Here is a 24,713-nt window from a genome sequence, read left to right as displayed (position 1 = left end):
AGGCGAAAGGAGGTCAAAGCCGATGGACGTGCAGCTGGCGCGATTTGCGCTCCACATCATGGAGCACGAGGGCATCAAGCCCGCTGAGCTTGCCGAGGCGTTCGGCGTGAGCGTTCGTACCGTGCGCAACCATGTGCAGGCGGTCAATCGCAGCCTTGAGGGCGTCGCGTCTATCGACCTTGCGCGCGGGCGGGGCTATACCGTTTCCGTCGCCGACGAGCAGGCGCTTGATGCGATATTCGAGCAGGCGCGCAAGCAGCGGCGTGCGTCGTTGCCCCAGACGGCCGAGGCCCGCGTCTCCTATCTCCTCAACGATTTGCTCTCGCGCAGTGATTACATCGCCATCGACACACTGGCGAGCGTCCTTTATGTATCCCGGACGAGCATATCGAACGATTTGAAACAGGTCGAGGAGCGCTTGGCGCAGTTTGGCCTCGCCATCGACAGGCGCAGCCATCATGGCATCAAGGTCATCGGATCCGAGATGGCCAAGCGTCTGTGCCTCGCGAGCCTCGCCATGGAGGGCTCGGATGAGCTGAAGGGCGCGGCGCGCCTCTCGGTCGACGCCGAGGCGTATCGTGCGCTGTTCGACGTGGTTTCCGATTGCGTCGACGACGTGACGACCGAGGAACGCTTCGCCATCAACTCGGTCGCCTACCGCAACCTCATCACGCATATCGTCATCGCTTTGTTGCGGATACGCGAAGGTTGCTATGTGCCCATGGAGGGCGAGCAGCTCACCGAGATTCGGAAGTCCCCGAGTTTCCCGATTGCCCGGCGCATCTCCGATGCCATCGGCGCACGCACCGGCGTCGTTTTGCCCGACGAGGAGGTCGCCTATATCGCCATCCATCTGGCGGGCAAGCGCCTGCTCGGGGATTTCGATGCCGGGGATGATCAGGAGGCGGGGCTTGTCATCTCGGATGAGGTGTGGGATGTCGTGACGGGCATGCTCGACGCGGTGTGGCGCACGTTCCGATTCGACTTGAGGCACGATTTGGAGCTGCGCATGAATCTCGCGCGCCATCTCGTGCCGCTCGAGGTGCGCTTGCATCACCATCTGCATCTCGATAATCCCATCTTGGGGGACATCAAGTCGCGTTTTCCGCTTGCCTATTCCATGGCCGTCGAGGCGGGCTCCTCGTTGGCGGCGCATTATGAAGCTGAGCTTTCCGAGGAAGAGATTGGCTACATCGCTCTCTCCTTCGCCTTGGCGCTCGAGCGCCAAAAGACCGATGCCCCCAAGAAACGCATTCTGGTGGTCTGTGCCTCGGGCTCGGGCAGCGCCCGGCTGCTGGAGCACCGCTATCGTCAGGAGTTCGGTTCGTACGTCGAGCATATCGAGACATGCGATGCCGCCCACGTGCGCTTCGTCGACTTCTCGCGCATCGACTATGTGTTCACGACGGTTCCGCTTGCCGAGGAGGTGCCGGTCCCGGTACGCCAAGTGGGCTATTTTCTGGACGCGGCAGAGGTGAGCGACGTGCGTGAAATCCTGCTTTCCGATTCGCGGCGGTCGGATGCCCGCCCGCTGTTCTGCGAGGAGCTTTTTCTGCCGCATGCGTCGTGCTCGACGCCCGAGGAGGCAATCGAGCTGCTGGTCGGCAAGGCCTCGCGCGTCTACGACCTTTCGCCCGATTTCCTCGATTTGGTGTATCGCCGCGAGCAGACGGCTCCGACGGCATTCGGCAACCGGGTCGCCATGCCGCACCCGCTCGAAGCGGCGAGCACGCAGAGCTTCGTGGCCCTCGCCCTCACCGACGAACCCATCATCTGGGGAGGTCGCGAGGTGCAGGCGGTGTTCCTCGTCTCAATCGCCCGCGATGCGACCGACGTCTCCGAGGGCTTCTTCTCGGCGATGTCTGAGCTGGTTTTGAGCGAGGCGTTCATCGACCGCCTGCTTTCCGAGCGCTCTTGGCAGACGCTCATCGAGTTGGTCGATCCCATCGAGTCGTGCTCCGCACGATAGCCCATACGTTTTCCATTGAGATATTTGCAAACCGAGAGGGAGGTGAAAACCATGGCAGAGGAGGAACAGAGCACCGAGATGATCTCCTTCGGCATCATCGCTTCGGCGGGTCAGGCGCGCAGCCTCGCCTTCGAGGCGCTGAAGAAGGCCAAGGAGCATGATTTCGAGGCGGCGAAGGCCCTGCTCGAGCAGAGCAAGGAGGCCGCGCTCGAGGCCCATCACGTGCAGACCCAGCTTCTTTCCAAGGAGGCTTCGGGCGACCATACCGTCGTCGACGTGATGCTCGTGCACGCCCAGGACCATCTCATGACCTCGATGCTCGCGCAGGAGCTGGTCGAGGAGATCGTGAATGTGTATCGCGAGCTCGACGCGACGCGCGCCGAGTAATGCGGGCGGGATGGCGCGCTCAAGGCCGCCGTCTTTGTTGATACGACCGTTATGCAAGGAGAATCAAAACAATGAAGGTATTGCTGGTTTGCGCCATGGGGATGTCCACGAGCATTCTCATGAAGAAGCTTGAGAAGTATGCCGCTGAGCAGGGGATCAATTTCAGCATCGCCGCCCAGAGCGTCAACACGTACAAGACGGTCTGCCATGAGTATGACTGCATCCTCATGGGTCCGCAGATTTCCTATCAGAAGGACAACATCGCCGCCGAGTCCGGCATGCCGGTCGCCGTCATTCCGCCGACCGATTACGGCACGGGCAACTGCGCCAATATCATGAAGCTCATCGAGTCTCTCGTCCAGGGCTAGATACCCGTCTCGATCGAAGAGAAACGGAACACCAATGTCCAAACTTGACAACCTGTATCAATCCCCAGTGATGATGAAGCTGCAGGAATGGGGCGGCAAGCTCCAGGCCAACAAGGCCCTGTCCGCCATCAGCGGTGGCATGATGGCGGCCATGGCGGTCATCCTCGCCGGCGCCATCTTCACCGTCGTCGCCACGCTGCTGGATATCGTAGGCGTGCTCGAGACGACCGACGCCGCCTATATGTGGCTCACCACGCCCTATAACATGACCATGGGCATCCTGGGCGTCGTCGTGGCCTTCGCCGTGGGCTACATCTACTCCAAGAACTTGGAGATGGAGGGCGCGCTGGCGAACGGCATCGTCACCATGATTCTCTTCCTGCTCGTGTGTGCTCCCGTTCAGAGTGTCACCCTGCAGGATGGCTCGACCATGAGAGTGCTCGCCACCACCTACCTTGGCGGCACCGGTCTCTTCACCGCGCTCATCATCCCGCTGGTTTCGGTCAAGATCATCGATTTCTGCCAGAAGCATCACGTGAGCCTCAAGATGCCCGACGCGGTTCCGCAGTTCCTTTCGGACGCTTTCGCGACCCTCGTGCCGCTCGTCATCTGCATCCTGCTCTGGCATGGTCTCAACACGCTTGCCCAGATGACCATCGGCGTCGTGCTCCCGGGCGCCATCGCCGGTATCCTGTCCATCCCGCTGACGCCCCTCATGTCGGTGCCCGGCATGTTCGTACTCGCGTTTGTGTGCCAGCTGCTCTGGAGTCTCGGCATCCACGGCGCGATGGTGCTCTCTCCGGTCATCATGGCCCCCATGATCCAGTTCTACACCCAGAACGCCGAGCTCGTCGCCTCCGGCCAGGCTGCCATGTTCGCTCCGATCGCCCTGTATGGCGTCATGTCTTGCTGCGGTGGTAGCGGCAACGTGCTGCCGCTCGCCGTGCTTTGCATGCGTTCCAAGTCCGAGCAGCTTCGCGCTGTGGGCAAGGCCGGTATCGTTCCTGCGGTGTTCAACATCTCCGAGCCCATGGCGTTCGGTACTCCCATCATCTATAACCCCATCATGGCCATCCCGTTTATCCTGAACCCCATGATCATCATGTTCTTTGCCTATATCGGCTACTCGCTCGATTTCTTCCAGCCCGGCCACCTGCTCATCATGACGCAGCTGCCGATCATCATGCAGAGCTTCATGCCCTCCCTTGCGTGGCAGAACCTCTTCATTGCCCCTATGGCCTTCGTCATCGCCTTCTTGGTCTACCTGCCGTTCGTGAAGGTGTATGACCATCAGCTGTGCGAGAAGGAGGCTGCCGAGAAGGCCGCTTCCGAAGCGTAGGGACCATCTTGGCGCATGTGCGCATGTGCCCCGCTCTCTGCGGGTGACTTGTGATTGGGGCGCGGCTCTTCGAGTCTCGCCCCTCGTTGTATTTGGAGGTGTTCCATGGGTAGATTTCCCGATGGATTCTTGTGGGGCGGCGCCATCTCGGCCAATCAGATCGAGGGTGCATGGGATGTGGACGGCAAGGGCGTCTCGGTGCCTGACGTGTGCACGGCCGGTTCGCATAAGGTCGACAAGCGCATCACGCCGACCCTTGAGCCGGACACGTTCTATCCGAGCCACGAGGCGTGCGATTTCTACCATCGCTATCGCGAGGACATCGCGATGCTCGCGGAGATGAGCTTCAAGGCGTTGCGGCTCTCGATTGCGTGGACGCGCGTCTTCCCTACGGGGGAGGAGGCGGAGCCCAACGAGCTCGGTCTGGCGTTCTATGATCGCGTGTTCGACTGCTGCCGCGAGCACGGCATCGAGCCCATCGTGACGCTCAGCCATTATGAGATGCCCTATGCGCTGGCGAGCAAGTACAACGGCTGGGCCGGCCATGAGCTCATCGCGTGCTTCGAGCGCTTTTGCGCCTGCGTGTTCGAGCGCTATCGGGGCAAGGTGCGCTACTGGCTCACGCTGAACGAGATGAATACGGGCATCGGTCGCGGCGGGGCCGTGCTCAACTTGAGCACCGTCCGCGGGTACGAGGGGCCCGTCAACGGCCTGCCCGATAACCCCGCCGAGCGCTTCCAAGCGCTGCACCATATGCTCGTCGCTGCCGCGCGCGTGACGGCTCTGGCCCACGAGCGCTATCCCGAGTACCGCATCGGCTGCATGTCCTCGTTTGCGCTCATGTACCCCTATACCTGCGATCCCGATGACGCGGTGCTCGTGCAGCAGCGCATGCGCGTGGCCAATTGGTTCTGCTCCGATGTTCAGGTGCGAGGATACTATCCCAGCTACATGAGGCGCCACTTTGCCGAGAAGGGCATCGAGGTCGCGATGGAGCCGGACGACGCCGAGACGCTCGCGCGCGGCACGGTCGACTTCGTCACGTTCAGCTACTACATGTCGGTCTGCCTCTCCGCGCATCCCGAGAAGCTCGAGACGACGGGCGGCAACTTCGCCTTCGGCGCAAAGAATCCCTACCTCAAGACGAGCGACTGGGGTTGGCAGGTCGATCCGGTGGGCCTGCGCTGGTCGCTGAATGCCATCTGGGATCGCTATCAGAAGCCCGTCATGCTCGTGGAGAACGGCTTGGGTGCCTACGATACGGTCGAGGAGGACGGTTCCATCCACGACCCGTACCGCATCGAGTATTTGCGCCAGCACATCGAGCAGATGGCCGAGGCGGTGGCCGACGGCGTCGACCTCATGGGTTACACCTCGTGGGGCCCCATCGACTTGGTGAGCGCCTCGACCGGCGAGTTCGCGAAGCGCTACGGTTTCATCTACGTCGATCGCCACGATGACGGAACGGGCACCTTCGAGCGCAGCCGCAAGGACTCGTTCTATTGGTACCAGCGCGTGATCGAGACGAACGGCGAGGATCTCGGCGGGGAGGTCTCCCATGCGTGAGGTGCGGTTGGGCATTTCCCTCTACCCGGAATTCGCCTCTGCCGAGGCGTGCCGAGAATACCTGCGCCTCGCCGCCCGTCACGGCTATCGCGTGCTGTTCGTGGCGCTGCTCGGCGTCCGCGATGAACGCGATGAAGTCACGGCACGTTACCGGGCTTTGACCGACGAGGCGCATGCGCTCGGCTTCGAGGTGTTCTGCGACGTGAACCCTTCGGTGCTTGCGCGATTCGGTGTGAATGCGAGCGTTTTGCGCGGCAAGCTCGATCTGGGATTTCTCCAGGAGATAGGCTGCGATGTCATGCGTCTCGATCTCGGTCTCTCCGAGATGGAGGAGGCGTTTCTCACGCGCAACGAGGCGGGCATCGGGGTGTGCCTCAACGCCTCGGCAAACGCGTGCGACCACATCGGGGCGCTGCTCGCGAGCGGTGGGGAGCCGGCGCGCATCGTAGGCTGCCATAACTACTATCCGCATCGCTACACGGGTCTGACGCTCGAGTATTTTCTGACCTGCTCGCGTCGGTGGAAGGAGCGCGGGCTTCCACTCCAGGCATTCGTGTCATCGCAGGAGCCGGAGGCCTTCGGCCCGTGGCCGGCATGCGACGGTTTGCCTACGCTTGAGATGCATCGCGATCTGCCCGCCGCCGTGCAGGCCCGTCACCTCGTGCAACTCGGCTGCGTGGATGACATCATCGTGGGCAACTGCTTTGCGAGCGAGCGCGAGCTTGCGGCAATCGCTGCGGGCGTCGCAGCCCCGATGGCGTTCACCTTGCATCGCGCTCCCGGTTTGCCGAAGGAGCTTGAGCGGCGCCTGCGCCTCGGCCTGTCGTGTCGTCCCGAGCAAAACGGCTATCTCGTGCGCACCGTCGAGAGCCGGATGGTGAAAGGGGAGGTCGCTCCCTTCAACACGGTCGATATCCGGCGGGGCGATGTGCTCGTGGACAACGACGGTTACGGCCAGTATGCCGGCGAGGTTCAGATTGCGCTCGCGGCCATGGAAAACAGCGGGCGGACGAATGTGGTGGGGTATATCGATGGCGCGGAGCTCATGCTGCTCGACGGCCTGCGTGCGGGCACGCGCTTCACGTTCAATGTGGTCTAACCGTCCGGACTGCGGCGGGGCGGTTAATCGAGTTGCGCGATGCGCCGCCCCGCGCATCTGCTGATTACAATCGCAAGAGACGCACGCTCGTCTCCGCAAGAGCGGGGGCGAGCGTTTGCGTAGAGGTGCCGCGGATCTCGGCGAGCAGGGAGAGCGTGTGGGCGAGCGAGGCTTCCAGCTCTGCGGCGGAGCAGGGGGCATCGAGCCATGCGGGCGCATCCGTCTCCAAGAGCAGTGCGTCTTCCGGCAGTTGGCGCGCGTAGGCGCGCCCGCGCCTGGTCGCGAGCATGCACTCGTTGACCGAGACGAGGCACCCGAGCGCGCGCAGGCGGTTCAAGTCCTCGCCGCTGCCCGAAAACCAGTGGAAGATGCAGGTCGCGTGCGCGGGGAGGCCGTGGCGCTCGAGGATGTCGAGCGCTTCTGTGGCGGCGTGCACGGCATGGATGGACACGACGCGGCCCGCGCGCGGCTGCGCGGCGCAGGCGGCCACGATGCGGTCGAAGGCGCAGAGCTGCGCCGCGCGCGTCGATGCATGGGCGCGCGAGAAGTCGAGCCCGACTTCGCCCACGCAGCCGTCTTCTCGCCGGCAGGGCCCGCCTCGATGCGCCAGGGATGGAGCCCGGAAGCGACACGCACGTTGGGTGCCGCGGCGAAGCGCTCGCACGCTGCCGGGTACTCGGACGGTGCGAGCGTGGCGTCGAGCAGGGCGATACCGCGTTGCCGTACGGCGGCTGCGACTTCTGGGCCGTTCGCCATGTGGCTCAGGTGGCAGTGCATGTCGACGAGGCGATAGCCCCCGCCGGGGGCGCATCCTCGCCGGAAGGATTTGCGTTCCCGCGCACCTCGGACGGAGCGTCCGCCCGCCCGCCTCGCGCGCAGCAGCTCTCGACTATCACGGGCGCCGACCAGATTCTCGTTATGGACGCGGGGCGCATCGTGGGGCGCGGGCGGCACGATGAGCTGCTGCAAAGCTGCCCGCTGTACGCCCGCATGTGGCGTGAGCATCAGGGCGCGGCAGAGGTGCTCACGGACAAAAACGTGGAAGACTGGGCGGCCATCCGCCCCGAGGAGGCGAGGTAGATGTTCGCCATCGTAAAACGCATACTCGACGTGGCGGGAAGTTTCTCGCCTGCGTCGCGACGCAGTCTCATTGTTGGCATGGTGTGCAACGTCCTAAAAGCGTTCTTCATGTCCGGGATGCTTGCCGCGGTGTGGTGGGCGCTCGAGAATCGTGACCATATGGGTGCGGATGTGGCGCTGCAGTGCCTGGGCATCCTGCTGGCGAGCGTGGCGGGCCAGTATATCTTCCAATACCTCGTGGACATCAAGATGGACGCCGAGGGGTTCCACATCTTCCGCGACATGCGCCTGCGCGTGGGCGATCGGCTGAAGGGTGCTCCCATGGGCTATTTCTCCGAGCAGCGCCTTTCCGCCATCACCACCACGCTCACCACGACGCTGCACCAGCTGGAGGAGTTCATGACCATCTGCCTCACCGGTCTTTCGGGTGGCGTGGCGATGGCGGTCATCATGAGCTTGTATTTCATGCTGTTCGCGCCGCCGGTGGCGTTCATCACGTTCGCGGGCATCGCCATGGGGCTTGTGGTGCTCGAATGGCTGCGCCGCCGCTCCACCGCGGTGACGCGCGAGGTAACCGCCGCCCAGGAGGCCATGACCGACAAGGTGATCGAGTACGCCCGCGGGATGGCGGTGCTGCGCACGTTCGCCACGCCCGACGAGGCGCTTGCCGAGGCGAAGGCGTCTTTCGAGCAGAAGCGCCTGGTCGACTACCGTCAGGAGCAGGCGGCCCAGGGAATTCTCAAGCTCTATGCGCTGGTGTTCAATCTGGCGAGCTGCGCGGTGCTGTTCGCGGCGTGCGCCCTGTACCTCACGGGTGGGCTGCCACTCTCGTGGGCGCTCACGCTGCTCGTCGCCGCGTTCATGATCTATGGCGAGCTGATCAGCGCGAACAATAGCGCCTTTCTCACTAAGAAGATAGAGGGCGAGCTCGACCGCGTGGACGAGGTGTGCGCGGTTCCGCGTCAGGACACGACCGACGAGCCTCTTGCGCCGCGAGGTTTCGACCTGGCGATGGACGACGTGTCGTTCGGCTACGACGACCGGCGCGTCATCGACCACGTGACGCTTCGCATCCCCGAGGGCACCTCGTGCGCCATCGTGGGGCCAAGCGGGTCGGGCAAGACCACGCTGGTGAACCTGCTCGCGCGGTTCTGGGACGTCGATGAAGGATTCGTGAGCGTGGGCGGCGCGGACGTGCGTGACGGCACGGCGGAGAGCCTACTTTCGCATATATCCCTGGTGTTCCAGAACGTATACCTGTTCAACGACACGGTGGAGAACAACATACGGTTCGGGCGGCCGGATGCATCGCGCGATGAGGTGGTCGCCACGGCGAAGCGCGCGCGATGCCACGACTTCATCGAGCGCCTTCCGCAAGGTTACGACACGGTGCTGGAAGAGGGCGGAGCCGACCTGTCGGGCGGCGAGCGGCAGCGCATATCCATCGCGCGCGCCATCATGAAGGACGCGCCCATCGTCATCCTGGATGAGGCGACCAGCTCCGTCGACCCCGAGAATGAGCATCTGCTCATGGAGGCGATCGGCGAGCTCACGCGCGGCAAGACGCTCGTCACCATCGCCCACCGCCTGAACACGGTGCGCAACGCCGGCCAGATTCTCGTCGTGGACGCCGGCCACATCGTGCAGCGCGGCACGCACGACGAGTTCATGCGTGAAGACGGGATCTACCACCGCTTCATCCGCATGCGCGAAGAGGCGGCCGACTGGAGGCTGGGGGCGTAAACCGATGAACAAGCAGCGTTCCACGGAATCCTCGGAGGACTATCTGGAGGCCATCCTGCGCATCCGCTCCGAGCGCGGCTCCTGCCACAACGTGGACATAGCGTGCCTGCTGGGCTACTCCAAGACGAGCGTCACCAAGGCGCTGGCGGGCCTGTCCACCGCCGGGCTCGCCGAGTGGATCCTGAAGTTGTCGTACCGGTGCACGTAGTCCGAGAGCTTGGCCCGGAGCTCGCGCATCGTGCCGAACGCCTCGCGGCGGGCGAGCTCGGCCCTCGGTATCCCGTCGGCCGACTCGTCGACGGCGCTGTCGTGGGGGCAGCCCTTGGCCGACAGCGACCTCTCTATGCCGAAGACCTCGAGCATCAGGTCGATCTCGGCGTTGTCGAACTCGCTGCCGCGGTCCGTGTGGAATACCTCGATGCCCGCGCTGCGCCGATATGGGGTAGCGGTCCCCGTTGGCCGCCATGGCCCTCATTTCCGAGCGTATACCGGCGCCGCTCGTCTTAAGATGTCGACCTCCATCCGGAGCCTGCGGTTCTCGCGCTCGAGCTCCAGGATCCGGTTCTGCTCGGGCGTGCGGTTATCGGCGGCGCGCGGCGAGCCGGTCGCGTTTATCGGCTTGACCCGCCTCTCCACGGTGCTCTTGCCGAGGTCGTATTCGTCCATGGCCTCGCGCCTGGGCTTTCCGGCGTTGTGGAGGTCGACTATCTGCCTCTTGAACTCGTCGGTGAAATGCCTCGGTCTGGGGCCGGTCGAGGCCGAGCCCCCGGTCCGGCTGGGATAGCATGTCGCTGCGGGCCATCGTCTTTCCTTTCGTCGAATATCTAGGCGCTGGCCCTCCCTTGCTTCTTGCACCACGACTGTGCGCGTTACCCCCAGCGGGCCCGGATCGAGCGATTCGGGCCCGCTTTTGGGGCCTGCCGGAAGCCCGGTGGTCAAAAAAGGCCAAATATGAGTACTGTTACCAGTTTAGTGGCAGCCACATGGCCTCCAAAATCGGTGCCAGCGGCCAAAAGCGCATCGATTTTCGTCCGTCAGAGTCACGATCGGGCTCCAAACAAGGCGATTTTGCTGATCTGGACCGGAAAATCGCTGCTACTAATTTGGTGACAGTACTCATATTTGGCCTTTTTTGACCACTGCCTCTCGGGCCAGGACAAAAGGGCTGCTCGAATCTTGGGGCGGGTCCATTTTCAACTATCCTCAGCTTGCCAGTTCGAAAATGGACCTGCCGCATGATTGAATCTTTATTTCAACTTTACACCTAGGTTTACAGCTGTCTTGTCAGCTGTAAACCTAGGTGTCATACTAAAGCCCCAAGATTCGCCAAAAGAGAGGGGCCTTGATGGCACAGAGCGCGAACATGGATGCATCGGAGCTTGCACGCGATATCGCGGCCGGCCTAGCATCGGCAACGACGGCAACGGAGCGTGCGGCACTGGTGCCCGCAGAGCTCGTCGAGGCCATTCGGCAACTAAAAACCCAACGCGACGCGGTGATCCTGGCACACTATTACGTGGCGCCCGAGGTCCAGGCTGTGGCCGATTACGTCGGCGACAGCTTCTACCTGGCAAAGCTCGCCAAGAGCCTGCCGCAGCAGGCCATCGTGCTGTGCGGCGTGGAGTTTATGGGCGAGAGTGCCAAGCTGCTCAATCCCACTAAGACCGTGCTGCTGCCCGAGCCAGGCGCAGACTGCCCCATGGCTCACATGGTCAAGCGCGAGACGGTCGACGCCGCCCGCGCCGAGTATGGCGACGACCTGGCCGTGGTCTGCTACGTCAACTCGACGGTCGAGATCAAGAGCTGGAGCGACGTGTGCGTCACCAGCTCCAACGCCGTCAAGATCGTGTCCGAGCTGCCGCAGCAGCACGTCCTGTTTATCCCCGATCAAAACCTGGGCCGCTTTGTAGCCGAGCAGGTGCCGCAAAAGCACGTCATCCTCAACAATGGCTACTGCCCGCGCCACCATATCATCACCGTCGAGCAGATCGTCGATGCGCAAGAGGCGCATCCCGACGCGCTCGTGCTGGCGCACCCTGAGTGTAAGGCCGATGTCCTTGCCGAGGCCGACTACATTGGCTCCACCGCCGGCATCATCAAGTATGCCGAGGAGTCGGACGCGAGCGAATTCATTATCGTGACGGTCCGTGGCGTGCTCTACGAGCTCGAGCGCCGCTGCCAGGGCACCGGCAAGAAGTTCTACTTCCCCGCGGTGCAGCCCACCTGCGTCAACATGGATCTCATCACGCTCGAAAAGCTCGTGCGCTGCCTGGAGACGGGCGAGGGCGAGGTGCAGATCGGCGTGTCGGACGAGGCCGCCGATCAGGCCAAGCTCACGCTCGACCGCATGCTCGAGTACGCGGCGCGCTAGAACAATGCGGCATGAGGGGCGGTCCCTTATGTCACATTCAAGGGAGAGGATTCCTGTGGAAACCAAGCAATACCCCGATATGGAGTGTGACGTCGTTATTGCCGGCTGTGGCGTAGCGGGCCTGTATGCGGCTCTCAACCTGCCGACGAGCATGCGCGTGATCATGCTCTCCAAGGGCGCTGTCGACGAGTGCGATTCGATGCTCGCGCAGGGCGGCATCTGCGTGCTGCCCGAGGGCTCGGACTACGATGCCTTCTTTGAGGACACCATGCACGCCGGTCATTACGAGAACCGCCGCGAGAGCGTCGACATCATGATTCGCTCGAGCCGTTCGGTCATCAACGACTTGTTGGCCGTGGGCGTGGACTTTGAGCGCAAGGCCGACGGCAGCCTCGACTTTACCCGCGAGGGCGCGCACAGCCGTCCGCGCATCGCCTTCCATGCCGATATCACCGGTAAGGAGATTACGACCAAGCTGCTTCAGGCCGTTCGCAAGCTGGATAACGTGCAGATTTTGGAGCACGTGGCCATGACCGACATCCTGACGGCCGAGCATGACGGCGTCACGGTGTGCACCGGCGTCGTCGCCGTTTCCGTGGACGAGGACAATTCGGTTCGTCCCGCCGACGAGTTGACAAATGCCGCCGAGGGCGCGCATGCCGGCGAGCCGTTTAAGATCCATGCCAGCCATACGCTGTGGGCAACGGGCGGCATCGGCGGCGTATACGATCACTCGACCAACTATCCACAGCTCACGGGCGATGCTTGCTATATCGCTCAGGAGCATGGTATTAAGATGGAGCACCTGGACTACGTGCAGATCCACCCCACGGGGCTGTTCTCGCCGCAGCCGGGTCGCACCTTCCTGATCAGCGAGAGCTGCCGTGGCGAGGGCGCGATTTTGCTCAACGCCGCCGGCGAGCGCTTTACCGACGAGTTGCAGCCGCGCGATGTGGTCGCCGCCGCTATTCGCGAGCAGATGAAGCTCGACGGTACCGAGCACGAGTGGCTGAGCTTTGCCCCCGTCGAGCGCGACGTGGTGACCGGGCACTTTGCCAACATCCGCGCGCGTTGTCTGGAGGACGGCCGCGACATCTTGGACGAGCCCATTCCCGTTACGCCCACGCAGCACTACTTTATGGGCGGCGTGTGGGTCGATAAGGACGGCCGCACCTCGATGCCCGAGCTCTATGCCGCGGGCGAGACAGCCTGCAACGGCGTTCATGGCAAGAATCGCCTGGCTTCAAACAGCCTGCTCGAGGCGCTGGTCTGGGGCCGCCGTGCCGCCTGGTACATGCGTACCGGCGAGTCGCTGGCCGTGGAGCAGGCGGGTGACCCCGCGCTCGATGGCCGCCATCGCGCTCTGAGCGCCGACACCCTGGCAATCGATGATTTGGCCCGTGCCGCCGGCACGCAGGCCGTGGAGGAGTAGACCATGAATCCCATTACCATGAAGCTCGTCGTCGATGATCTGATTCTGCAGGCTCTGCGCGAGGACATTACGTTTGAGGACGTGAGCACGGCGAGCGTGTGCCCCACAGCGCGTCCCGCTACCGTTGAGCTTATCGCCAAGGCCGACGGCATCATCGCCGGCTTGGATGTGTTTGCTCGTACCTTTGAACTGCTGGATTCGCAGAGCTCGGTGCTGTTTGATGTTGCCGACGGTGACGAGGTGCATGCCGGCGACCACGTGGGCCAAGTGCGCGGTGACGCGCGCGTGCTGCTTTCGGGCGAGCGCGTGGCACTCAACTACCTGCAGCGCATGAGCGGCATCGCTACCTACACGCACAGCATGGCCGCAGCGCTCGAGGGAACCAAGACCGTGCTCGTCGACACGCGCAAGACCACGCCGGGCATGCGCGTGTTTGAGAAGGCGGCGGTTGAGATCGGCGGCGGCAGCAACCACCGCTACAACCTGTCGACGGCCGTCATGCTCAAGGACAACCATATCGATGCCGCCGGCGGCGTGGCACGCGCGATCGAGATGGCGCGCGCCCATGCGTCGTTTACCACGACGGTCGAGATTGAGTGCGAGAACCTGGACATGGTACGTGAGGCCGTGGAGGCCGGTGCCGATATCATCATGCTCGACAACATGACCCACGATGACATGGCTGCCGCCATCGAGCTTATCGCCGGCCGCGCCAAGACCGAGTGCTCGGGCAACGTGGACGCGAGCAATATTCGCGCGCTTGCCGACCTGGGCGTCGACTTTATTAGCTCGGGAGCGCTGACGCACTCTGCGCCGATCCTCGACCTCTCGCTTAAGCACCTGCGTCTGCTGGACGGTAAATAATGGATGCCCGCGAGCGTCGCCGTGCCATTATGGGCGTGCTCGAGGGAGCCAAAGGTCCCGTTTCGGGCGGTGCGCTTGCTCGCGAGGTGGGTGTGAGCCGCCAGGTTGTCGTGCAGGACATCGCCCTGCTGCGTGCCGATGGGCACGACATCGTTGCCACCAATCGCGGCTACGTACTGCAGGAGGCTCCGAGCAGCCCAGCGGTGCCCACGCGCCTGGTCAAGGTGCACCATGGCGTGGAGCAGGCGGGTGACGAGCTCACGAGCATCGTCGACGCGGGCGGCGCCGTGCTCAACGTGATTGTCAACCACCGCGTGTATGGCAAGATCACGGCCGACCTGGACATTCGCAACCGTCGCGATATCGAGCGCTATCTGGAGGGTATTGCCAGCGGCAAGAGTTTCCCGCTGCTGACGGTGACGAGCGGCTACCACTTCCATCGCATCGCGGCGGAAGACGAGCGGACCCTCGACGAGATCGAGACTATGCTCAAGGAGAAAGGCTACCTCGCAGACCTTATGCCCTACGAGGGCGACCTATCGTAGCCGACGCTGCAAACGCCCCTAAGCGGCAATCTGACGTTCAATCGTCGGTCGCGTACCAAAGTACGCTTCCCTCCTCTTTCACGTCACCTTGCTCGCTTAGGGGCGTTTTCGCTGACTTATGCTCAACCTGCGGCGGTGCCAAATTAGTTATCCGCACAAACAAAATAAGGAGGCCTCCGCGGCGATGCGGAGGCCTCCTTTTTGTGCACGGTGTACTTTTGAGTGTGCAAGTGGGGGAGTTGTTACTCCTCGACGATCTCGGTGATCGCGCCAGCGGGGCAAGCGTCCTGGCAAGCGCCACAGGCGACGCAGGAGTCCTCGTCAGCGACGGTAGCGACGTCCTGGAGCTCCAGAACGCCAGCGGGGCAGGAGTCGACGCAAACGCCACAAGCGATGCACTCGTCGGCATCAATTACGGGATGAGCCATGGTAGTTTCCTCTCTGTTGACCGACGCTACAGGCGATGCGCGTCGGTTTGATTCGGGCAAAAACATACCACGGGAGCGACCGTTTGCAATACCCTCTGGCCGGCATCTTCATACCGTTCGCCGAGTATGCCGCGGCTTACTAAAAAACACGCAGGTGGGGTCGCCGAGCTGCGCAAATGTTAGCTAAAGGTGACTCAAAATATTGAGCGATTGAGCAAGTATCCTGCCATTTGTGGACGGGCTAGAAATGACATGCAGAGCTCCGGGACCCAAACCTCAGCCATCTCTACATAGATCTCAATAGATTTGCCGAGAACTCAAATAGCGCTTCTACCTGCGATTTTGCGAACCTAAACTCTGAGCAATAAGAAATCTTATATGAATTGACTTAGATTTTGTATATTCCGGCCCATAAGGGGATACACTACATCCTGAAAGACAAGCCGAAGCACCGCGCGACAGACCGCCGAGGCGGCGCAAACGCACAAGAGAGAGGGAATTTCTAATGGGCAAGATTCTTGGTATCGACCTTGGTACTACTAACTCCGCTATGGCCGTCCTCGAGGGCGGTTCTCCGACCATCATCGTGAACGCCGAGGGCGACCGCACCACCCCGTCCGTCGTGGGCTTCCGTGCCGACGGCGACCGCGTCGTGGGTAAGGCCGCTAAGAACCAGGCTGTCACCAACCCCAAGAACACCGTGTTCTCCATCAAGCGCTTCATGGGCCGTAAGTACTCCGAGTGCACCTCCGAGCTCAAGACCGTGCCGTATGAGGTTAAGGAGGGCCAGGGCGGCCGTGCCGTCGTCGACATCGAGGGCAAGGATTACACCGCCGAGCAGGTGAGCGCCATGGTGCTCGCAAAGATGAAGGCCGACGCCGAGAAGTATCTGGGCGAGACCGTCACCGACGCCGTCATCACCGTCCCGGCCTACTTCAACGACGCCCAGCGTCAGGCCACCAAGGACGCCGGTAAGATCGCCGGCCTCAACGTCAAGCGTATCGTTAACGAGCCGACTGCTGCCGCTCTGGCCTATGGCCTGGACAAGCAGGGCTCCGACCAGCGCATCCTGGTCTTCGACCTGGGCGGCGGCACCTTCGACGTCTCCATCCTCGACCTCGCCGACGGCGTGTTTGAGGTTCTGTCCACCTCGGGTGACAACCACCTGGGCGGCGACGACTGGGATCAGCGCGTCATCGACTGGATGGCCGACAAGTTCCAGCAGGAGAACGGTATCGACCTGCGTCAGGACCCCATGGCCCTGCAGCGTCTGAAGGAGGCCGCCGAGAACGCCAAGAAGGAGCTCTCCGCCGCCCAGCAGTCTACCATCAACCTGCCGTTCATCACCATGAACCAGTCCGGCCCGCTGCACCTCAACTACACGCTGACCCGCGCCGAGTTCGAGAAGATCACCCGCGACCTGCTCGAGCGCTGCAAGCAGCCTGTCACCAACGCCCTGCGCGACGCTAAGCTCAAGCTCTCTGATCTGACCGAGGTCATCCTCGTCGGCGGCTCCACCCGTATGCCCGCCGTCCAGGAGCTCGTCAAGACCATGACCGGCAAGCAGCCCAACATGTCCGTGAACCCCGACGAGGTCGTTGCCGACGGCGCTGCCGTCCAGGGTGGCGTGCTCACCGGCGACGTCGAGGGCATCCTGCTGCTCGACGTTACCCCGCTGTCGCTGGGTGTCGAGACCATGGGCGGCATCATGACCAAGATGATCGACCGCAACACCACGATCCCGACCTCCAAGACCGAGGTCTACTCCACCGCTGCCGACAACCAGACCAGCGTCGAGATCAACGTGCTCCAGGGCGAGCGCGAGCTTGCCCGCGACAACAAGTCGCTTGGTAAGTTCCAGCTGACCGGTATCCCGGCCGCCCGCCGCGGCGTGCCGCAGATCGAGGTCACCTTCGACATCGACGCCAACGGCATCGTCAAGGTCTCCGCTAAGGACAAGGGCACCGGCAAGGAGCAGCAGATCACCATCTCCGGCTCTACCGCGCTTTCCGACGACGAAGTCGATCGTATGGTCAAGGACGCCGAGGCTCATGCCGAGGAGGACAAGAAGCAGAAGGAAGAGGTCGAGGTCCGCAACCAGACCGACAGCCTGTGCTACTCCACCGAGCAGACCCTCAACGAGCTGGGCGACAAGGTTTCCGCCGATGTGAAGTCCAAGGCCGAGGCCGCTATCGCCGACGCCAAGAAGGCGCTCGAGGGCTCTGACGTCGAGGCCATCAAGGCCGCTGGCGAGTCCCTGCAGTCCGTGGCCTACGAGCTGGCTCAGGTTGTCTACGCCGACGCTCAGCAGCAGACCGACGGTGCCGCCGGCGCCCAGACCGACGACGATGTGGTCGACGCCGACTACGAGGTTGTAGACGACGAGGACAAGTAATCATGTCCGACTGTAAAGCTCGCACGGAGGCGGCTGCCCCCAGCGCCGCCCCCGTTGACTCTGAGGAGAAGGACGTGAAGATTCCCGTAGAGGCCGTAGACGATACCGAGGCCAACGAGGCCCCGGCCGCCGAGGCTGCCGAGAACCAGGTAGAGGATTCCAACAAGGAGGCGACGATGACCGAGGACGAGATGGTGGAAGCCGCTATCCGCGCCGGTGAGGAAGCCGCCGACAACGACTTTAAGTTCAAGTTCGAGCAGGCCCAGAAGGAGCTTGCCGACGTTCGTCATGAGCTCGATGCTGCGGCAGAGGCTCAGAAGGCCGCCGAGGACAAGGCAAAGGACGCCACCGAGCGCACCGCCCGTCTGCAGGCCGACTGGGAGAACTTCCGTCGTCGCACCGCCAACGAGCGCATCGCCGAGCGCGAGCGCGCGACCGAGAAGCTCGTCACCGCGCTGCTGCCGGTGGTCGACGATATCGAGCGTGCGATCGACCATGCCCGCAGCCAGGAGCTTGCCGACGACTTTAAGCAGTTCGTCGACGGCGTCGATGCGGTGCATGCCAAGCTGCTCGATGTGTTTGCGCACGAGGGCGTTGAGCCCATCGACCCCAAGGGCGAGGCGTTCGATCCGCTCGAGCACCAGGCCGTGGGTCGCGTCGAGGACGCGTCGCAGTACGACGAGACCGTCAACGACGTGTACCAGAAGGGCTACCGCATGGCGGACCGCATCCTGCGTTCCGCGATGGTGACGGTGACCTACGGTGGCGAGAAGCGCCCCGCACCGGAGCCCGAAGCGGCGCCCGAGGATGCTGCGGCCGACACGGCCGAGAGCACCGAGGAGTAATTGAGAAGGGCCCCGGGGCAACACCCGGGGCCCTTTCTGGCCTAGTGCCATATGACAGTATGAGCCGCCGCCCGTTGGACGGTGGATGAAACAGGAGAGGAGCTACGATGGCTGCAGGCAAAACCTTCTATGACATCCTGGGCGTATCCAAGAGCGCCTCCGACAAAGAGATCAAGAGCGCGTTTCGCAAGCTCGCGCAAAAATATCACCCCGATGCCGGCGGCGACGAGGCCAAGTTCAAGGAGATCAGCGAGGCCTACGAGACGCTTTCGGACGAGAAGAAGCGCAAAGAGTACGACCAGATGCTCATGTTCGGCGGCATGCCGGGCGCGGGCGGCGCGTATAGCGGTGGCTACGGCGCCGGTGCCGGCGCGAGCGGCTGGGGTGATATCTTCGACAGCATCTTTAGCGGCAACGGCGCCTGGGGCAGCGATTGGGGCTCGGGCTTTGCCGGGGCCGCGGGTAATGCCGGTGCCGGCGCGGGCCGCAGTCGCGCGCGCAAGGGCGGCGACCTGTCGCTGACTGTCGACGTAACGGCCGAGGACGCATTCCGCGGCGTGACGCACAAGGTCACCTACCGCATTCCCTCGACGGGCGAGCAGCAGACCATCACGGTCTCGGTGCCTGCGGGCGCCGTGGATGGCGGCAAGCTGCGCTACAAGCGTCGCGGCGAGTACGGCGTCGCCGGCGGCGAGCGCGGCGACCTGGTCGTGACCACGCACGTGGAGGAGCACCCGCTGTTTAAGCGCAAGGGCGCCGATGTGACCATGGAGGTGCCGATTTCGGTCTACGAGGCGGCACTCGGCTGCACGGTGGACGTGCCCACGCCCGGTGGCGCGACGGTTCGTCTGAAGGTGCCCGCGGGTACCCAGACGGGCAAGAAGTTTCGCTTTAAGGAAATGGGCGCGCCCGACGTTAAGCACCGCGGCCGCACGGGTGCGCTGCTCGTCGAGATCAGGGTGCAGGTTCCCACGAACCTATCCGATGACGAGCGCGACGCGATGACCAAACTGCGCGAGGCCGACACGCGCGACTATCGCGAGAAGGTCAACCGTTACAAGGCGACGTACTAGGGCGCCTGTGTGCCCGCCCGCGTCCGCGGGCTTATGATGTAGACGTGCGAAACGGAAAGGGGTCAGGTAGCATGGCCGAGGACAATAGGAACAAACCGCTGTACATGATCAGCGTGGCGGCTGAGCTGACCGGCATGCACCCGCAGACTCTGCGCGTCTACGAGTCCAAGGGCCTGGTGAACCCCCAGCGCTCGGGCGGCAACACGCGCCTGTATTCGCGTGCCGATATCGAGCGCCTGGAGCTCATCAACCAGCTGACCGATGAGGGCATCAACCTTGCCGGCGTGGTGCGCATTCTCGATATGAAGGAGCGTGCCGAGGAGCGCGAGCGCGAAAACGAGAAGCTCCGCGCCCGCGTGCGCCAGCTCGAGGACGAGCTGCACGAGTACAAGATGCAGAAGAAGATCACCGCACTGGCCCCGCGCGATGGCTCGGTCAACCCCGAGCAAGTCATGCGCAAGTTACTGGGCACGGGCGGCGACCTGTAGTTCCGCCGGCGCCGCCGGGCACTCATTGGGGACGTACTTAAATGAGTACCCACAGAATGAGAGTGGATAATCTCCCGTTTTTGGCCTTTGTGCAGGCTCAAAGTGGGAGATTATCCACTCTCGCCATTTCGGCACTTGGGGACGTTCCTTTTCTGCCGGCACTTGGGGACGTTCCTTTTCTGCCGGCACTTGGGGACATTCCGTGCGCCAAACCCGTCTTCCCGCCCCCCGGCTCGCCTTATGCTTTACTGAGATAAAGTGAACGTGTAGATTCGTAACCCACTTGCAACCGTTCTATGGCACGATATTGAACGAATGTATGCTATGCGCTCAAATTTTTGGGCAGAGTGGGAGACAGTATGGTCAAGCTGTACGAGGACGGCATCTACCTGCGCGGCGGCAGCGAGGTTGTGCCTGCGGCCGAGGCTGCCGAGCGCGGTATTACGCAGACGCCCGAGGATGCCAAGCGCGGCACCATCGCGTATTCGATCCTTCAGGCACATAACACGTCGGGCGACCCCGAGGCGCTCAAGATTCGCTTCGATGCCATGGCGAGCCACGACATCACCTTTGTCGGCATTATCCAGACGGCGCGCGCCTCGGGCATGGAGCAGTTCCCGCTGCCCTACGTGCTCACCAACTGCCACAATTCGCTGTGCGCCGTGGGCGGCACCATCAACGAGGACGACCACGTCTTTGGCCTCTCGGCTGCCAAGAAGTACGGCGGCATTTTCGTCCCGCCACATATCGCCGTCATCCACTCCTTTATGCGTGAGAACTTCGCCGGCTGCGGCAAGATGATCCTGGGCTCCGACTCGCACACCCGCTACGGCGCCCTGGGCACCATGGCCGTGGGCGAGGGCGGCGGCGAGCTGGCTAAGCAGCTGCTGCGTGACACCTACGACGTTGCCTATCCCGGCGTCGTCGCCATCTACCTCACGGGCGCCCCGCGTCCCGGCGTCGGCCCGCACGACGTGGCGCTCGCCATCATCCGCGCCGTCTTTGCTAAGGGCTACGTCAAGAACAAGGTCATGGAGTTCGTGGGCCCGGGTATCGCGAGCATGACGACCGACTACCGCAACGGCGTCGACGTCATGACCACCGAGACCACCTGCCTGTCGAGCATCTGGGCCACCGACGAGGACACGCACGCGTTTTTGACCATGCACGGCCGTGGCGACGACTATCGCGAGCTCAAGCCCGCCGATGTCGCCTACTATGACGGCTGCGTCGAGGTCGACCTGTCGAGTATCAAGCCCATGATCGCCCTGCCGTTCCATCCTTCCAACGGCTTTGAGATCGACGAGCTCAACGAGAACCTCGAGGACATCCTCCACGAGGTGGAGCTCGAGGCCGCCAAGATCGGCGAGGGCAAGACGCACTTTAGCCTGCTCGACAAGATCATCGACGGCAAACTGCACGTGCAGCAGGGCGTTATCGCCGGCTGCTCGGGTGGCAACTACGACTCCGTGGTGCAGGCTGCCCGCGTGCTCAAGGGCGCCAATACCGGCTGCGGCGAGTTCTCGCTGTCGGTCTATCCCACAAGCCAGCCCGTGGCGCTCGAACTTACGCGCCGTGGCTATATCTACGACCTCATGGAGGCCGGCGCGATTGTGCGCACGGCGTTCTGCGGCCCGTGCTTCGGCGCCGGCGACACGCCTGCCAACAACGGGCTGTCCATCCGCCACACCACGCGCAACTTCCCCAACCGCGAGGGTTCCAAGCCGGGCAATGGCCAGCTGAGTGCCGTGGCCCTGATGGACGCCCGCTCCATTGCGGCGACCGCGGCCAACGGCGGCGTGCTCACCCCGGCGACCGATCTGCCCGAGGAGACTTGGGACGAGGCCTGCGAGTACACCTTCGACGACGCTCCCTACAAGAAGCGCGTATACTGGGGCTTTGGCAAGGCCGAGCCTGCAGATGAGCTGGTCGAGGGTCCCAATATCAAGCCGTGGCCTGCGATGGAGCCGCTCGGCGACGACATTCTGCTCAAGGTGTGCTCCAAGATCATGGACCCGGTCACCACGACCGACGAGCTCATTCCCTCGGGCGAGACGAGCTCCTTCCGCTCCAACCCGCTGGGCCTGGCCGAGTTTACGCTCAGCCGCCGCGACCCTGCCTACGTGGGCCGCTCCAAGGAGGTTGACGCTGTGGAGAAGCGTCGCGTTGCCGGCGAGTCCGCGGGTGACCTGTCGGTGCTCGATGTCGAGCTTGCCGGTGTGTTTGAGGCGCTGGCCGGCGCGGGTGTCGCGGCCGATGCCAAGGCGACCGAGTTCGGTTCCATGATTTACGCCAAGAAGCCCGGCGACGGCAGCGCCCGCGAGCAGGCCGCGAGCTGCCAGCGCGTGATCGGCGGTCTGGCCAACATCGTCCACGAGTACGCCACCAAGCGCTATCGCTCCAACGTGATGAACTGGGGCATGGTGCCCTTCCAGATGGAGACGGAACCCAACTTTGAGGTGGGCGACTACGTCTTTGTGCCGGGTATCCGCGCCGCGCTCGATGGCGACCTGAAGAACATCGCCGCCTACGTGGTGCGCGCCGACGGTGCGGTCGAGCAGATTGAGCTCTACATTGCCGATATGACGGCGGAGGAGCGTGCCATCGTCAAGGCCGGCTGTCTGATCAACTACAACAAGTTCAAGGCCGCTGCCGAGTAACGTTGCTGTGCGCCCCGGACACACCTTTCCCTCGTGCTCACGCGCTTCGCGAGGGCCGCCCGAGGGAAAGGTGTGTCCGGGGCTACCGCGACGCTCTCGTTGGGTCTTGAGGGACGCTAATAAATAGACTTGCTTGATGCCGCCCCTGTTATCGGGGCGGCTTCTTTTTGTCGAAGCACCGCATTGGGGACGGGCGCCTTGGTGGTGTCCGAGGTTTATCTCAATCTGTAACAGGTGGACCTCTATTTGCCGAGTAGTTGTTACAGATTTAGATAAACGGGAGCTGCTGAACATTTCATCTCAATCTGTAACATCTGAGGTCCAAAACGGCAGCTAGATGTTATGGATCGAGACAGTTGAGCGCCAGAGTCGAAAACCACCACAAAAGGGCCTGTCCCTTTCGTGGTGGTGGGGAGTAGACGGTTTCTTTTGGTGATAGTGTTAGCTGGCGGTATCATTAGCGCACGTCGCAGGTTTGTATTGTGAGGTGTTTTGCCGTGAGCCGTTCAACCCGTATTGGATTGATTGTCTTGGCGCTTGCGATCGCCGTGGTTGGCGCGGGCGTTGTCGGCATGGCATTGCTACCTGCTGCGGTGACGGAACCGGTGGTTAAGCCTGTGATTCAATCTATCGAACTTCTGACCGGCGACGACAAGCCCGAGACCATTACTGTTGATTTTGATGAGCAACCGGCTGCGCTGGGAATTAGCAATTATCCGCGCATTCAGCTTGGGGCCATGCGCTATACCACGGATACAAGCCTGATCGATAGGGCGTCCGAGCTACTCAAGGGTAAAACCTTCAAGCGTTGGTATGGATATGCGTCCTATCGAGCAAAGGCGAACGACATGGTTGGCGGATACCGCTCGTCCATCGAGTTGGACACCACGAATGGCGCCAAGTTATGTGATGTTTCGTACGATCCGGGCTACGAGGGCAATGAGGGTCCGAGCATCTACATCATGGACGGCGATGTCGCCTATGTCATGGAGGGCGACCAGACCGAGCTCAACGATTTTATGGGCAAGTGTATCCAAGATGCCTATAAACAGACCTGCTTACCCGACCCGCAGACTGCACGCGATAGTGGATCTGCCCGTACATGGCTGTTCGAGGATGAGATGCCCTGGAACGCCGAATCGGGAAGCACGGGTTCGGCGAAAGAGTAGAGAGCGCGACCACCACAAAGGTGTCTGTTCCCTTCGTGGATGGTGATTGCATGCGGGGTACCATGGGAATATTTCATGATTCAACTTTGATGGCGGGAGAGCAATGGCTGGACAACTGACAAAGCGCGCGTTGGAAGATTCTCTTAAGCGACTACTGCTTCAAAAGCCACTGACTAAGATCACCATCGCGGACCTCACTGAGGACTGCGGGGTCAGCCGCATGACGTTCTACTATCACTTTCAGGACATCTACGACCTGGTTGAATGGGCATGTGAGGAAGACGCCGGCCGCGCGCTCGCCAACAACAAGACGGCCGATACCTGGCAGGTGGGCCTGGAAAACATCATGCTCGCGGTGCGCGACAACAAGCCCTTTATCATGAACGTCTATCACTGTGTGAGCGCCGAGCGCATCCAGCGTTTTCTGCAGCCCGTGACATTCGACCTGATCGAAGGCGTGGTCGAAGAGCACGCCGCGGGCAAGAACATCTCACAAGGCGACAAGGACTTTCTGTCCCGTTTTTTCGCACATGCATTTATAGGTGTAATGCTCGACTGGATTGCCGCAGGCATGGCCGAGGACCCGAGCACAGTAGCCGAGCGCGTTTCCAAAATATGCGAAGGCCAGATTGACGCAGCGCTGGCGAGATTTTGACTATTTCACGTTGGAGCGCAAAGCGACCAAGTGCGTCATGCCGGGCCGGGTTTCGGTTTGGGAAGTTAGCGAAGCCCACTTCCCAAACCGAAACCCGGCCCGGCATGACCTTGGGAGACCAAAGCCAAGCAGATTTGTACAATCCGCCCCCGTTGATTAAAAATCGTACAAGGTGACGATCTTGTATCGGCTAGGCTGCGTTGATCAGGGCAAAAGCTTGTTAACGAACTTCGTTAG

The 24,713-nt window shown here is 62.4% G+C and carries 24 protein-coding genes; 20 read left to right on the top strand and 4 right to left on the bottom strand.

Going from position 1 to position 24,713, the window contains the following annotated elements; all coding sequences use genetic code 11:
• The first annotated feature begins 22 nt into the window (after positions 1 to 22).
• From DXB98_RS01675 to DXB98_RS01650, 6 genes are all read left to right on the top strand, one after another.
• Positions 23 to 1,969 (top strand): BglG family transcription antiterminator, encoded by a 1,947-nt coding sequence (locus DXB98_RS01675; protein ID WP_117742914.1) that lies wholly within the window; start codon positions 23 to 25, stop codon positions 1,967 to 1,969.
• A 51-nt stretch (positions 1,970 to 2,020) separates the two neighbouring features.
• Entirely contained in the window at positions 2,021 to 2,356 is a 336-nt protein-coding gene (locus DXB98_RS01670) for a PTS lactose/cellobiose transporter subunit IIA (protein WP_117742913.1), read from the top strand.
• A gap of 71 nt (positions 2,357 to 2,427) precedes the next feature.
• Positions 2,428 to 2,724: a PTS sugar transporter subunit IIB gene (locus DXB98_RS01665; protein WP_117742912.1), complete on the top strand. Its 297-nt coding sequence runs from the start codon at positions 2,428 to 2,430 to the stop codon at positions 2,722 to 2,724.
• Positions 2,725 to 2,758: 34 nt separating this feature from the next.
• Positions 2,759 to 4,063 carry a PTS sugar transporter subunit IIC gene (locus tag DXB98_RS01660; protein ID WP_117742911.1) on the top strand — a complete coding sequence of 435 codons (1,305 nt, stop codon included), beginning with the start codon at positions 2,759 to 2,761 and terminating at the stop codon, positions 4,061 to 4,063.
• A 105-nt stretch (positions 4,064 to 4,168) separates the two neighbouring features.
• Complete coding sequence (locus DXB98_RS01655) at positions 4,169 to 5,629, top strand: glycoside hydrolase family 1 protein (RefSeq protein ID WP_117742910.1); 1,461 nt, start codon at positions 4,169 to 4,171, stop codon at positions 5,627 to 5,629.
• Positions 5,622 to 6,728, top strand: a complete 1,107-nt coding sequence (locus DXB98_RS01650) for a DUF871 domain-containing protein (protein ID WP_117742909.1) — start codon at positions 5,622 to 5,624, stop codon at positions 6,726 to 6,728. Before DXB98_RS01655 ends, DXB98_RS01650 begins: the two co-directional genes overlap by 8 nt.
• Before the next feature lie 64 nt (positions 6,729 to 6,792).
• Here the strand turns inward: DXB98_RS01650 and DXB98_RS01645 are convergent, their stop codons facing one another.
• Positions 6,793 to 7,296, bottom strand: a complete 504-nt coding sequence (locus DXB98_RS01645; protein ID WP_158553122.1) for a TatD family hydrolase — start codon at positions 7,294 to 7,296, stop codon at positions 6,793 to 6,795.
• Between the two features lie 44 nt (positions 7,297 to 7,340).
• Between DXB98_RS01645 and DXB98_RS10540 the strand changes: the two genes are divergently transcribed.
• The 3 genes from DXB98_RS10540 to DXB98_RS01630 are packed head-to-tail and all read left to right on the top strand — an operon-like array spanning position 7,341 to position 9,759.
• Entirely contained in the window at positions 7,341 to 7,808 is a 468-nt protein-coding gene (locus DXB98_RS10540) for a hypothetical protein (protein WP_158553121.1), read from the top strand.
• Positions 7,809 to 9,551 carry an ABC transporter ATP-binding protein gene (locus DXB98_RS01635; protein WP_117742907.1) on the top strand — a complete coding sequence of 581 codons (1,743 nt, stop codon included), beginning with the start codon at positions 7,809 to 7,811 and terminating at the stop codon, positions 9,549 to 9,551.
• A gap of 4 nt (positions 9,552 to 9,555) precedes the next feature.
• The gene (locus tag DXB98_RS01630; protein WP_117742906.1) at positions 9,556 to 9,759 is read left to right on the top strand and encodes a hypothetical protein; all 204 of its coding nucleotides are present in this window, start codon (positions 9,556 to 9,558) and stop codon (positions 9,757 to 9,759) included.
• Here the strand turns inward: DXB98_RS01630 and DXB98_RS10350 are convergent.
• Positions 9,666 to 9,914, bottom strand: coding sequence for an integrase core domain-containing protein (locus tag DXB98_RS10350; RefSeq protein ID WP_233505056.1), 249 nt, complete (start codon positions 9,912 to 9,914; stop codon positions 9,666 to 9,668). The genes DXB98_RS01630 and DXB98_RS10350 overlap by 94 nt on opposite strands.
• Before the next feature lie 108 nt (positions 9,915 to 10,022).
• Positions 10,023 to 10,217, bottom strand: coding sequence for a hypothetical protein (locus tag DXB98_RS10345; RefSeq protein WP_233505055.1), 195 nt, complete (start codon positions 10,215 to 10,217; stop codon positions 10,023 to 10,025).
• Between the two features lie 679 nt (positions 10,218 to 10,896).
• On the opposite strand from DXB98_RS10345, the gene nadA reads away from it, so the two are divergent.
• From nadA to DXB98_RS01605, 4 genes are read left to right on the top strand one after another with little or no spacing between them, the layout of a single operon-like run.
• The gene (gene nadA / locus DXB98_RS01620; RefSeq protein WP_117742905.1) at positions 10,897 to 11,922 is read left to right on the top strand and encodes a quinolinate synthase NadA; all 1,026 of its coding nucleotides are present in this window, start codon (positions 10,897 to 10,899) and stop codon (positions 11,920 to 11,922) included.
• A 28-nt stretch (positions 11,923 to 11,950) separates the two neighbouring features.
• The gene (locus DXB98_RS01615) at positions 11,951 to 13,354 is read left to right on the top strand and encodes an FAD-binding protein (protein ID WP_199407092.1); all 1,404 of its coding nucleotides are present in this window, start codon (positions 11,951 to 11,953) and stop codon (positions 13,352 to 13,354) included.
• A gap of 3 nt (positions 13,355 to 13,357) precedes the next feature.
• On the top strand, positions 13,358 to 14,218 hold the full coding sequence (nadC, locus tag DXB98_RS01610; RefSeq protein ID WP_117742903.1) for a carboxylating nicotinate-nucleotide diphosphorylase: 861 nt from the start codon (positions 13,358 to 13,360) through the stop codon (positions 14,216 to 14,218).
• Positions 14,218 to 14,763 carry a transcription repressor NadR gene (locus DXB98_RS01605; RefSeq protein ID WP_117742902.1) on the top strand — a complete coding sequence of 182 codons (546 nt, stop codon included), beginning with the start codon at positions 14,218 to 14,220 and terminating at the stop codon, positions 14,761 to 14,763. The genes nadC and DXB98_RS01605 overlap by 1 nt, the downstream gene beginning before the upstream one ends.
• 242 nt (positions 14,764 to 15,005) lie before the next feature.
• Here the strand turns inward: DXB98_RS01605 and DXB98_RS01600 are convergent, their stop codons facing one another.
• Positions 15,006 to 15,191, bottom strand: a complete 186-nt coding sequence (locus DXB98_RS01600; protein ID WP_006235216.1) for a DUF362 domain-containing protein — start codon at positions 15,189 to 15,191, stop codon at positions 15,006 to 15,008.
• Between the two features lie 505 nt (positions 15,192 to 15,696).
• Here DXB98_RS01600 and dnaK point away from each other — a divergent pair.
• The 7 genes from dnaK to DXB98_RS01565 all read left to right on the top strand — a co-directional run bounded on the left by dnaK (position 15,697) and on the right by DXB98_RS01565 (position 24,476).
• Positions 15,697 to 17,586 carry a molecular chaperone DnaK gene (gene dnaK / locus DXB98_RS01595; protein WP_117742901.1) on the top strand — a complete coding sequence of 630 codons (1,890 nt, stop codon included), beginning with the start codon at positions 15,697 to 15,699 and terminating at the stop codon, positions 17,584 to 17,586.
• A gap of 2 nt (positions 17,587 to 17,588) precedes the next feature.
• Positions 17,589 to 18,431 carry a nucleotide exchange factor GrpE gene (locus DXB98_RS01590; protein ID WP_117742900.1) on the top strand — a complete coding sequence of 281 codons (843 nt, stop codon included), beginning with the start codon at positions 17,589 to 17,591 and terminating at the stop codon, positions 18,429 to 18,431.
• A gap of 107 nt (positions 18,432 to 18,538) precedes the next feature.
• Positions 18,539 to 19,504: a DnaJ C-terminal domain-containing protein gene (locus DXB98_RS01585; RefSeq protein ID WP_117735383.1), complete on the top strand. Its 966-nt coding sequence runs from the start codon at positions 18,539 to 18,541 to the stop codon at positions 19,502 to 19,504.
• A 71-nt stretch (positions 19,505 to 19,575) separates the two neighbouring features.
• Entirely contained in the window at positions 19,576 to 19,992 is a 417-nt protein-coding gene (locus tag DXB98_RS01580; RefSeq protein ID WP_055250809.1) for a heat shock protein transcriptional repressor HspR, read from the top strand.
• A 359-nt stretch (positions 19,993 to 20,351) separates the two neighbouring features.
• Positions 20,352 to 22,652, top strand: a complete 2,301-nt coding sequence (locus DXB98_RS01575) for a hydratase (RefSeq protein WP_117742899.1) — start codon at positions 20,352 to 20,354, stop codon at positions 22,650 to 22,652.
• A gap of 497 nt (positions 22,653 to 23,149) precedes the next feature.
• Positions 23,150 to 23,821 carry a hypothetical protein gene (locus DXB98_RS01570; RefSeq protein WP_147326618.1) on the top strand — a complete coding sequence of 224 codons (672 nt, stop codon included), beginning with the start codon at positions 23,150 to 23,152 and terminating at the stop codon, positions 23,819 to 23,821.
• A 103-nt stretch (positions 23,822 to 23,924) separates the two neighbouring features.
• Positions 23,925 to 24,476: a TetR/AcrR family transcriptional regulator gene (locus DXB98_RS01565; RefSeq protein WP_117735386.1), complete on the top strand. Its 552-nt coding sequence runs from the start codon at positions 23,925 to 23,927 to the stop codon at positions 24,474 to 24,476.
• Positions 24,477 to 24,713 lie beyond the last annotated feature (237 nt).

Origin of the sequence: Collinsella sp. OM07-12 (assembly GCF_003438275.1) — a bacterium.
Taxonomy (GTDB): domain Bacteria; phylum Actinomycetota; class Coriobacteriia; order Coriobacteriales; family Coriobacteriaceae; genus Collinsella.
Note: the sequence above shows the minus strand (reverse complement) of the source record. Positions and strands in the feature narration are given on the sequence as shown.

What these genes read in the sequence shown, in the direction of transcription:
- DXB98_RS01675 (WP_117742914.1), top strand. Translation starts at nt 23, where the DNA reads ATGGACGTGCAGCTGGCGCGATTTGCGCTCCACATCATGGAGCACGAG.
- DXB98_RS01670 (WP_117742913.1), top strand. Translation starts at nt 2,021, where the DNA reads ATGGCAGAGGAGGAACAGAGCACCGAGATGATCTCCTTCGGCATCATC.
- DXB98_RS01665 (WP_117742912.1), top strand. Translation starts at nt 2,428, where the DNA reads ATGAAGGTATTGCTGGTTTGCGCCATGGGGATGTCCACGAGCATTCTC.
- DXB98_RS01660 (WP_117742911.1), top strand. Translation starts at nt 2,759, where the DNA reads ATGTCCAAACTTGACAACCTGTATCAATCCCCAGTGATGATGAAGCTG.
- DXB98_RS01655 (WP_117742910.1), top strand. Translation starts at nt 4,169, where the DNA reads ATGGGTAGATTTCCCGATGGATTCTTGTGGGGCGGCGCCATCTCGGCC.
- DXB98_RS01650 (WP_117742909.1), top strand. Translation starts at nt 5,622, where the DNA reads ATGCGTGAGGTGCGGTTGGGCATTTCCCTCTACCCGGAATTCGCCTCT.
- DXB98_RS10540 (WP_158553121.1), top strand. Translation starts at nt 7,341, where the DNA reads ATGGAGCCCGGAAGCGACACGCACGTTGGGTGCCGCGGCGAAGCGCTC.
- DXB98_RS01635 (WP_117742907.1), top strand. Translation starts at nt 7,809, where the DNA reads ATGTTCGCCATCGTAAAACGCATACTCGACGTGGCGGGAAGTTTCTCG.
- DXB98_RS01630 (WP_117742906.1), top strand. Translation starts at nt 9,556, where the DNA reads ATGAACAAGCAGCGTTCCACGGAATCCTCGGAGGACTATCTGGAGGCC.
- DXB98_RS10350 (WP_233505056.1), bottom strand. Translation starts at nt 9,914, where the DNA reads ATGCTCGAGGTCTTCGGCATAGAGAGGTCGCTGTCGGCCAAGGGCTGC.
- DXB98_RS10345 (WP_233505055.1), bottom strand. Translation starts at nt 10,217, where the DNA reads ATGGACGAATACGACCTCGGCAAGAGCACCGTGGAGAGGCGGGTCAAG.
- nadA (WP_117742905.1), top strand. Translation starts at nt 10,897, where the DNA reads ATGGCACAGAGCGCGAACATGGATGCATCGGAGCTTGCACGCGATATC.
- DXB98_RS01615 (WP_199407092.1), top strand. Translation starts at nt 11,951, where the DNA reads ATGTCACATTCAAGGGAGAGGATTCCTGTGGAAACCAAGCAATACCCC.
- nadC (WP_117742903.1), top strand. Translation starts at nt 13,358, where the DNA reads ATGAATCCCATTACCATGAAGCTCGTCGTCGATGATCTGATTCTGCAG.
- DXB98_RS01605 (WP_117742902.1), top strand. Translation starts at nt 14,218, where the DNA reads ATGGATGCCCGCGAGCGTCGCCGTGCCATTATGGGCGTGCTCGAGGGA.
- DXB98_RS01600 (WP_006235216.1), bottom strand. Translation starts at nt 15,191, where the DNA reads ATGGCTCATCCCGTAATTGATGCCGACGAGTGCATCGCTTGTGGCGTT.
- dnaK (WP_117742901.1), top strand. Translation starts at nt 15,697, where the DNA reads ATGGGCAAGATTCTTGGTATCGACCTTGGTACTACTAACTCCGCTATG.
- DXB98_RS01590 (WP_117742900.1), top strand. Translation starts at nt 17,589, where the DNA reads ATGTCCGACTGTAAAGCTCGCACGGAGGCGGCTGCCCCCAGCGCCGCC.
- DXB98_RS01585 (WP_117735383.1), top strand. Translation starts at nt 18,539, where the DNA reads ATGGCTGCAGGCAAAACCTTCTATGACATCCTGGGCGTATCCAAGAGC.
- DXB98_RS01580 (WP_055250809.1), top strand. Translation starts at nt 19,576, where the DNA reads ATGGCCGAGGACAATAGGAACAAACCGCTGTACATGATCAGCGTGGCG.
- DXB98_RS01575 (WP_117742899.1), top strand. Translation starts at nt 20,352, where the DNA reads ATGGTCAAGCTGTACGAGGACGGCATCTACCTGCGCGGCGGCAGCGAG.
- DXB98_RS01565 (WP_117735386.1), top strand. Translation starts at nt 23,925, where the DNA reads ATGGCTGGACAACTGACAAAGCGCGCGTTGGAAGATTCTCTTAAGCGA.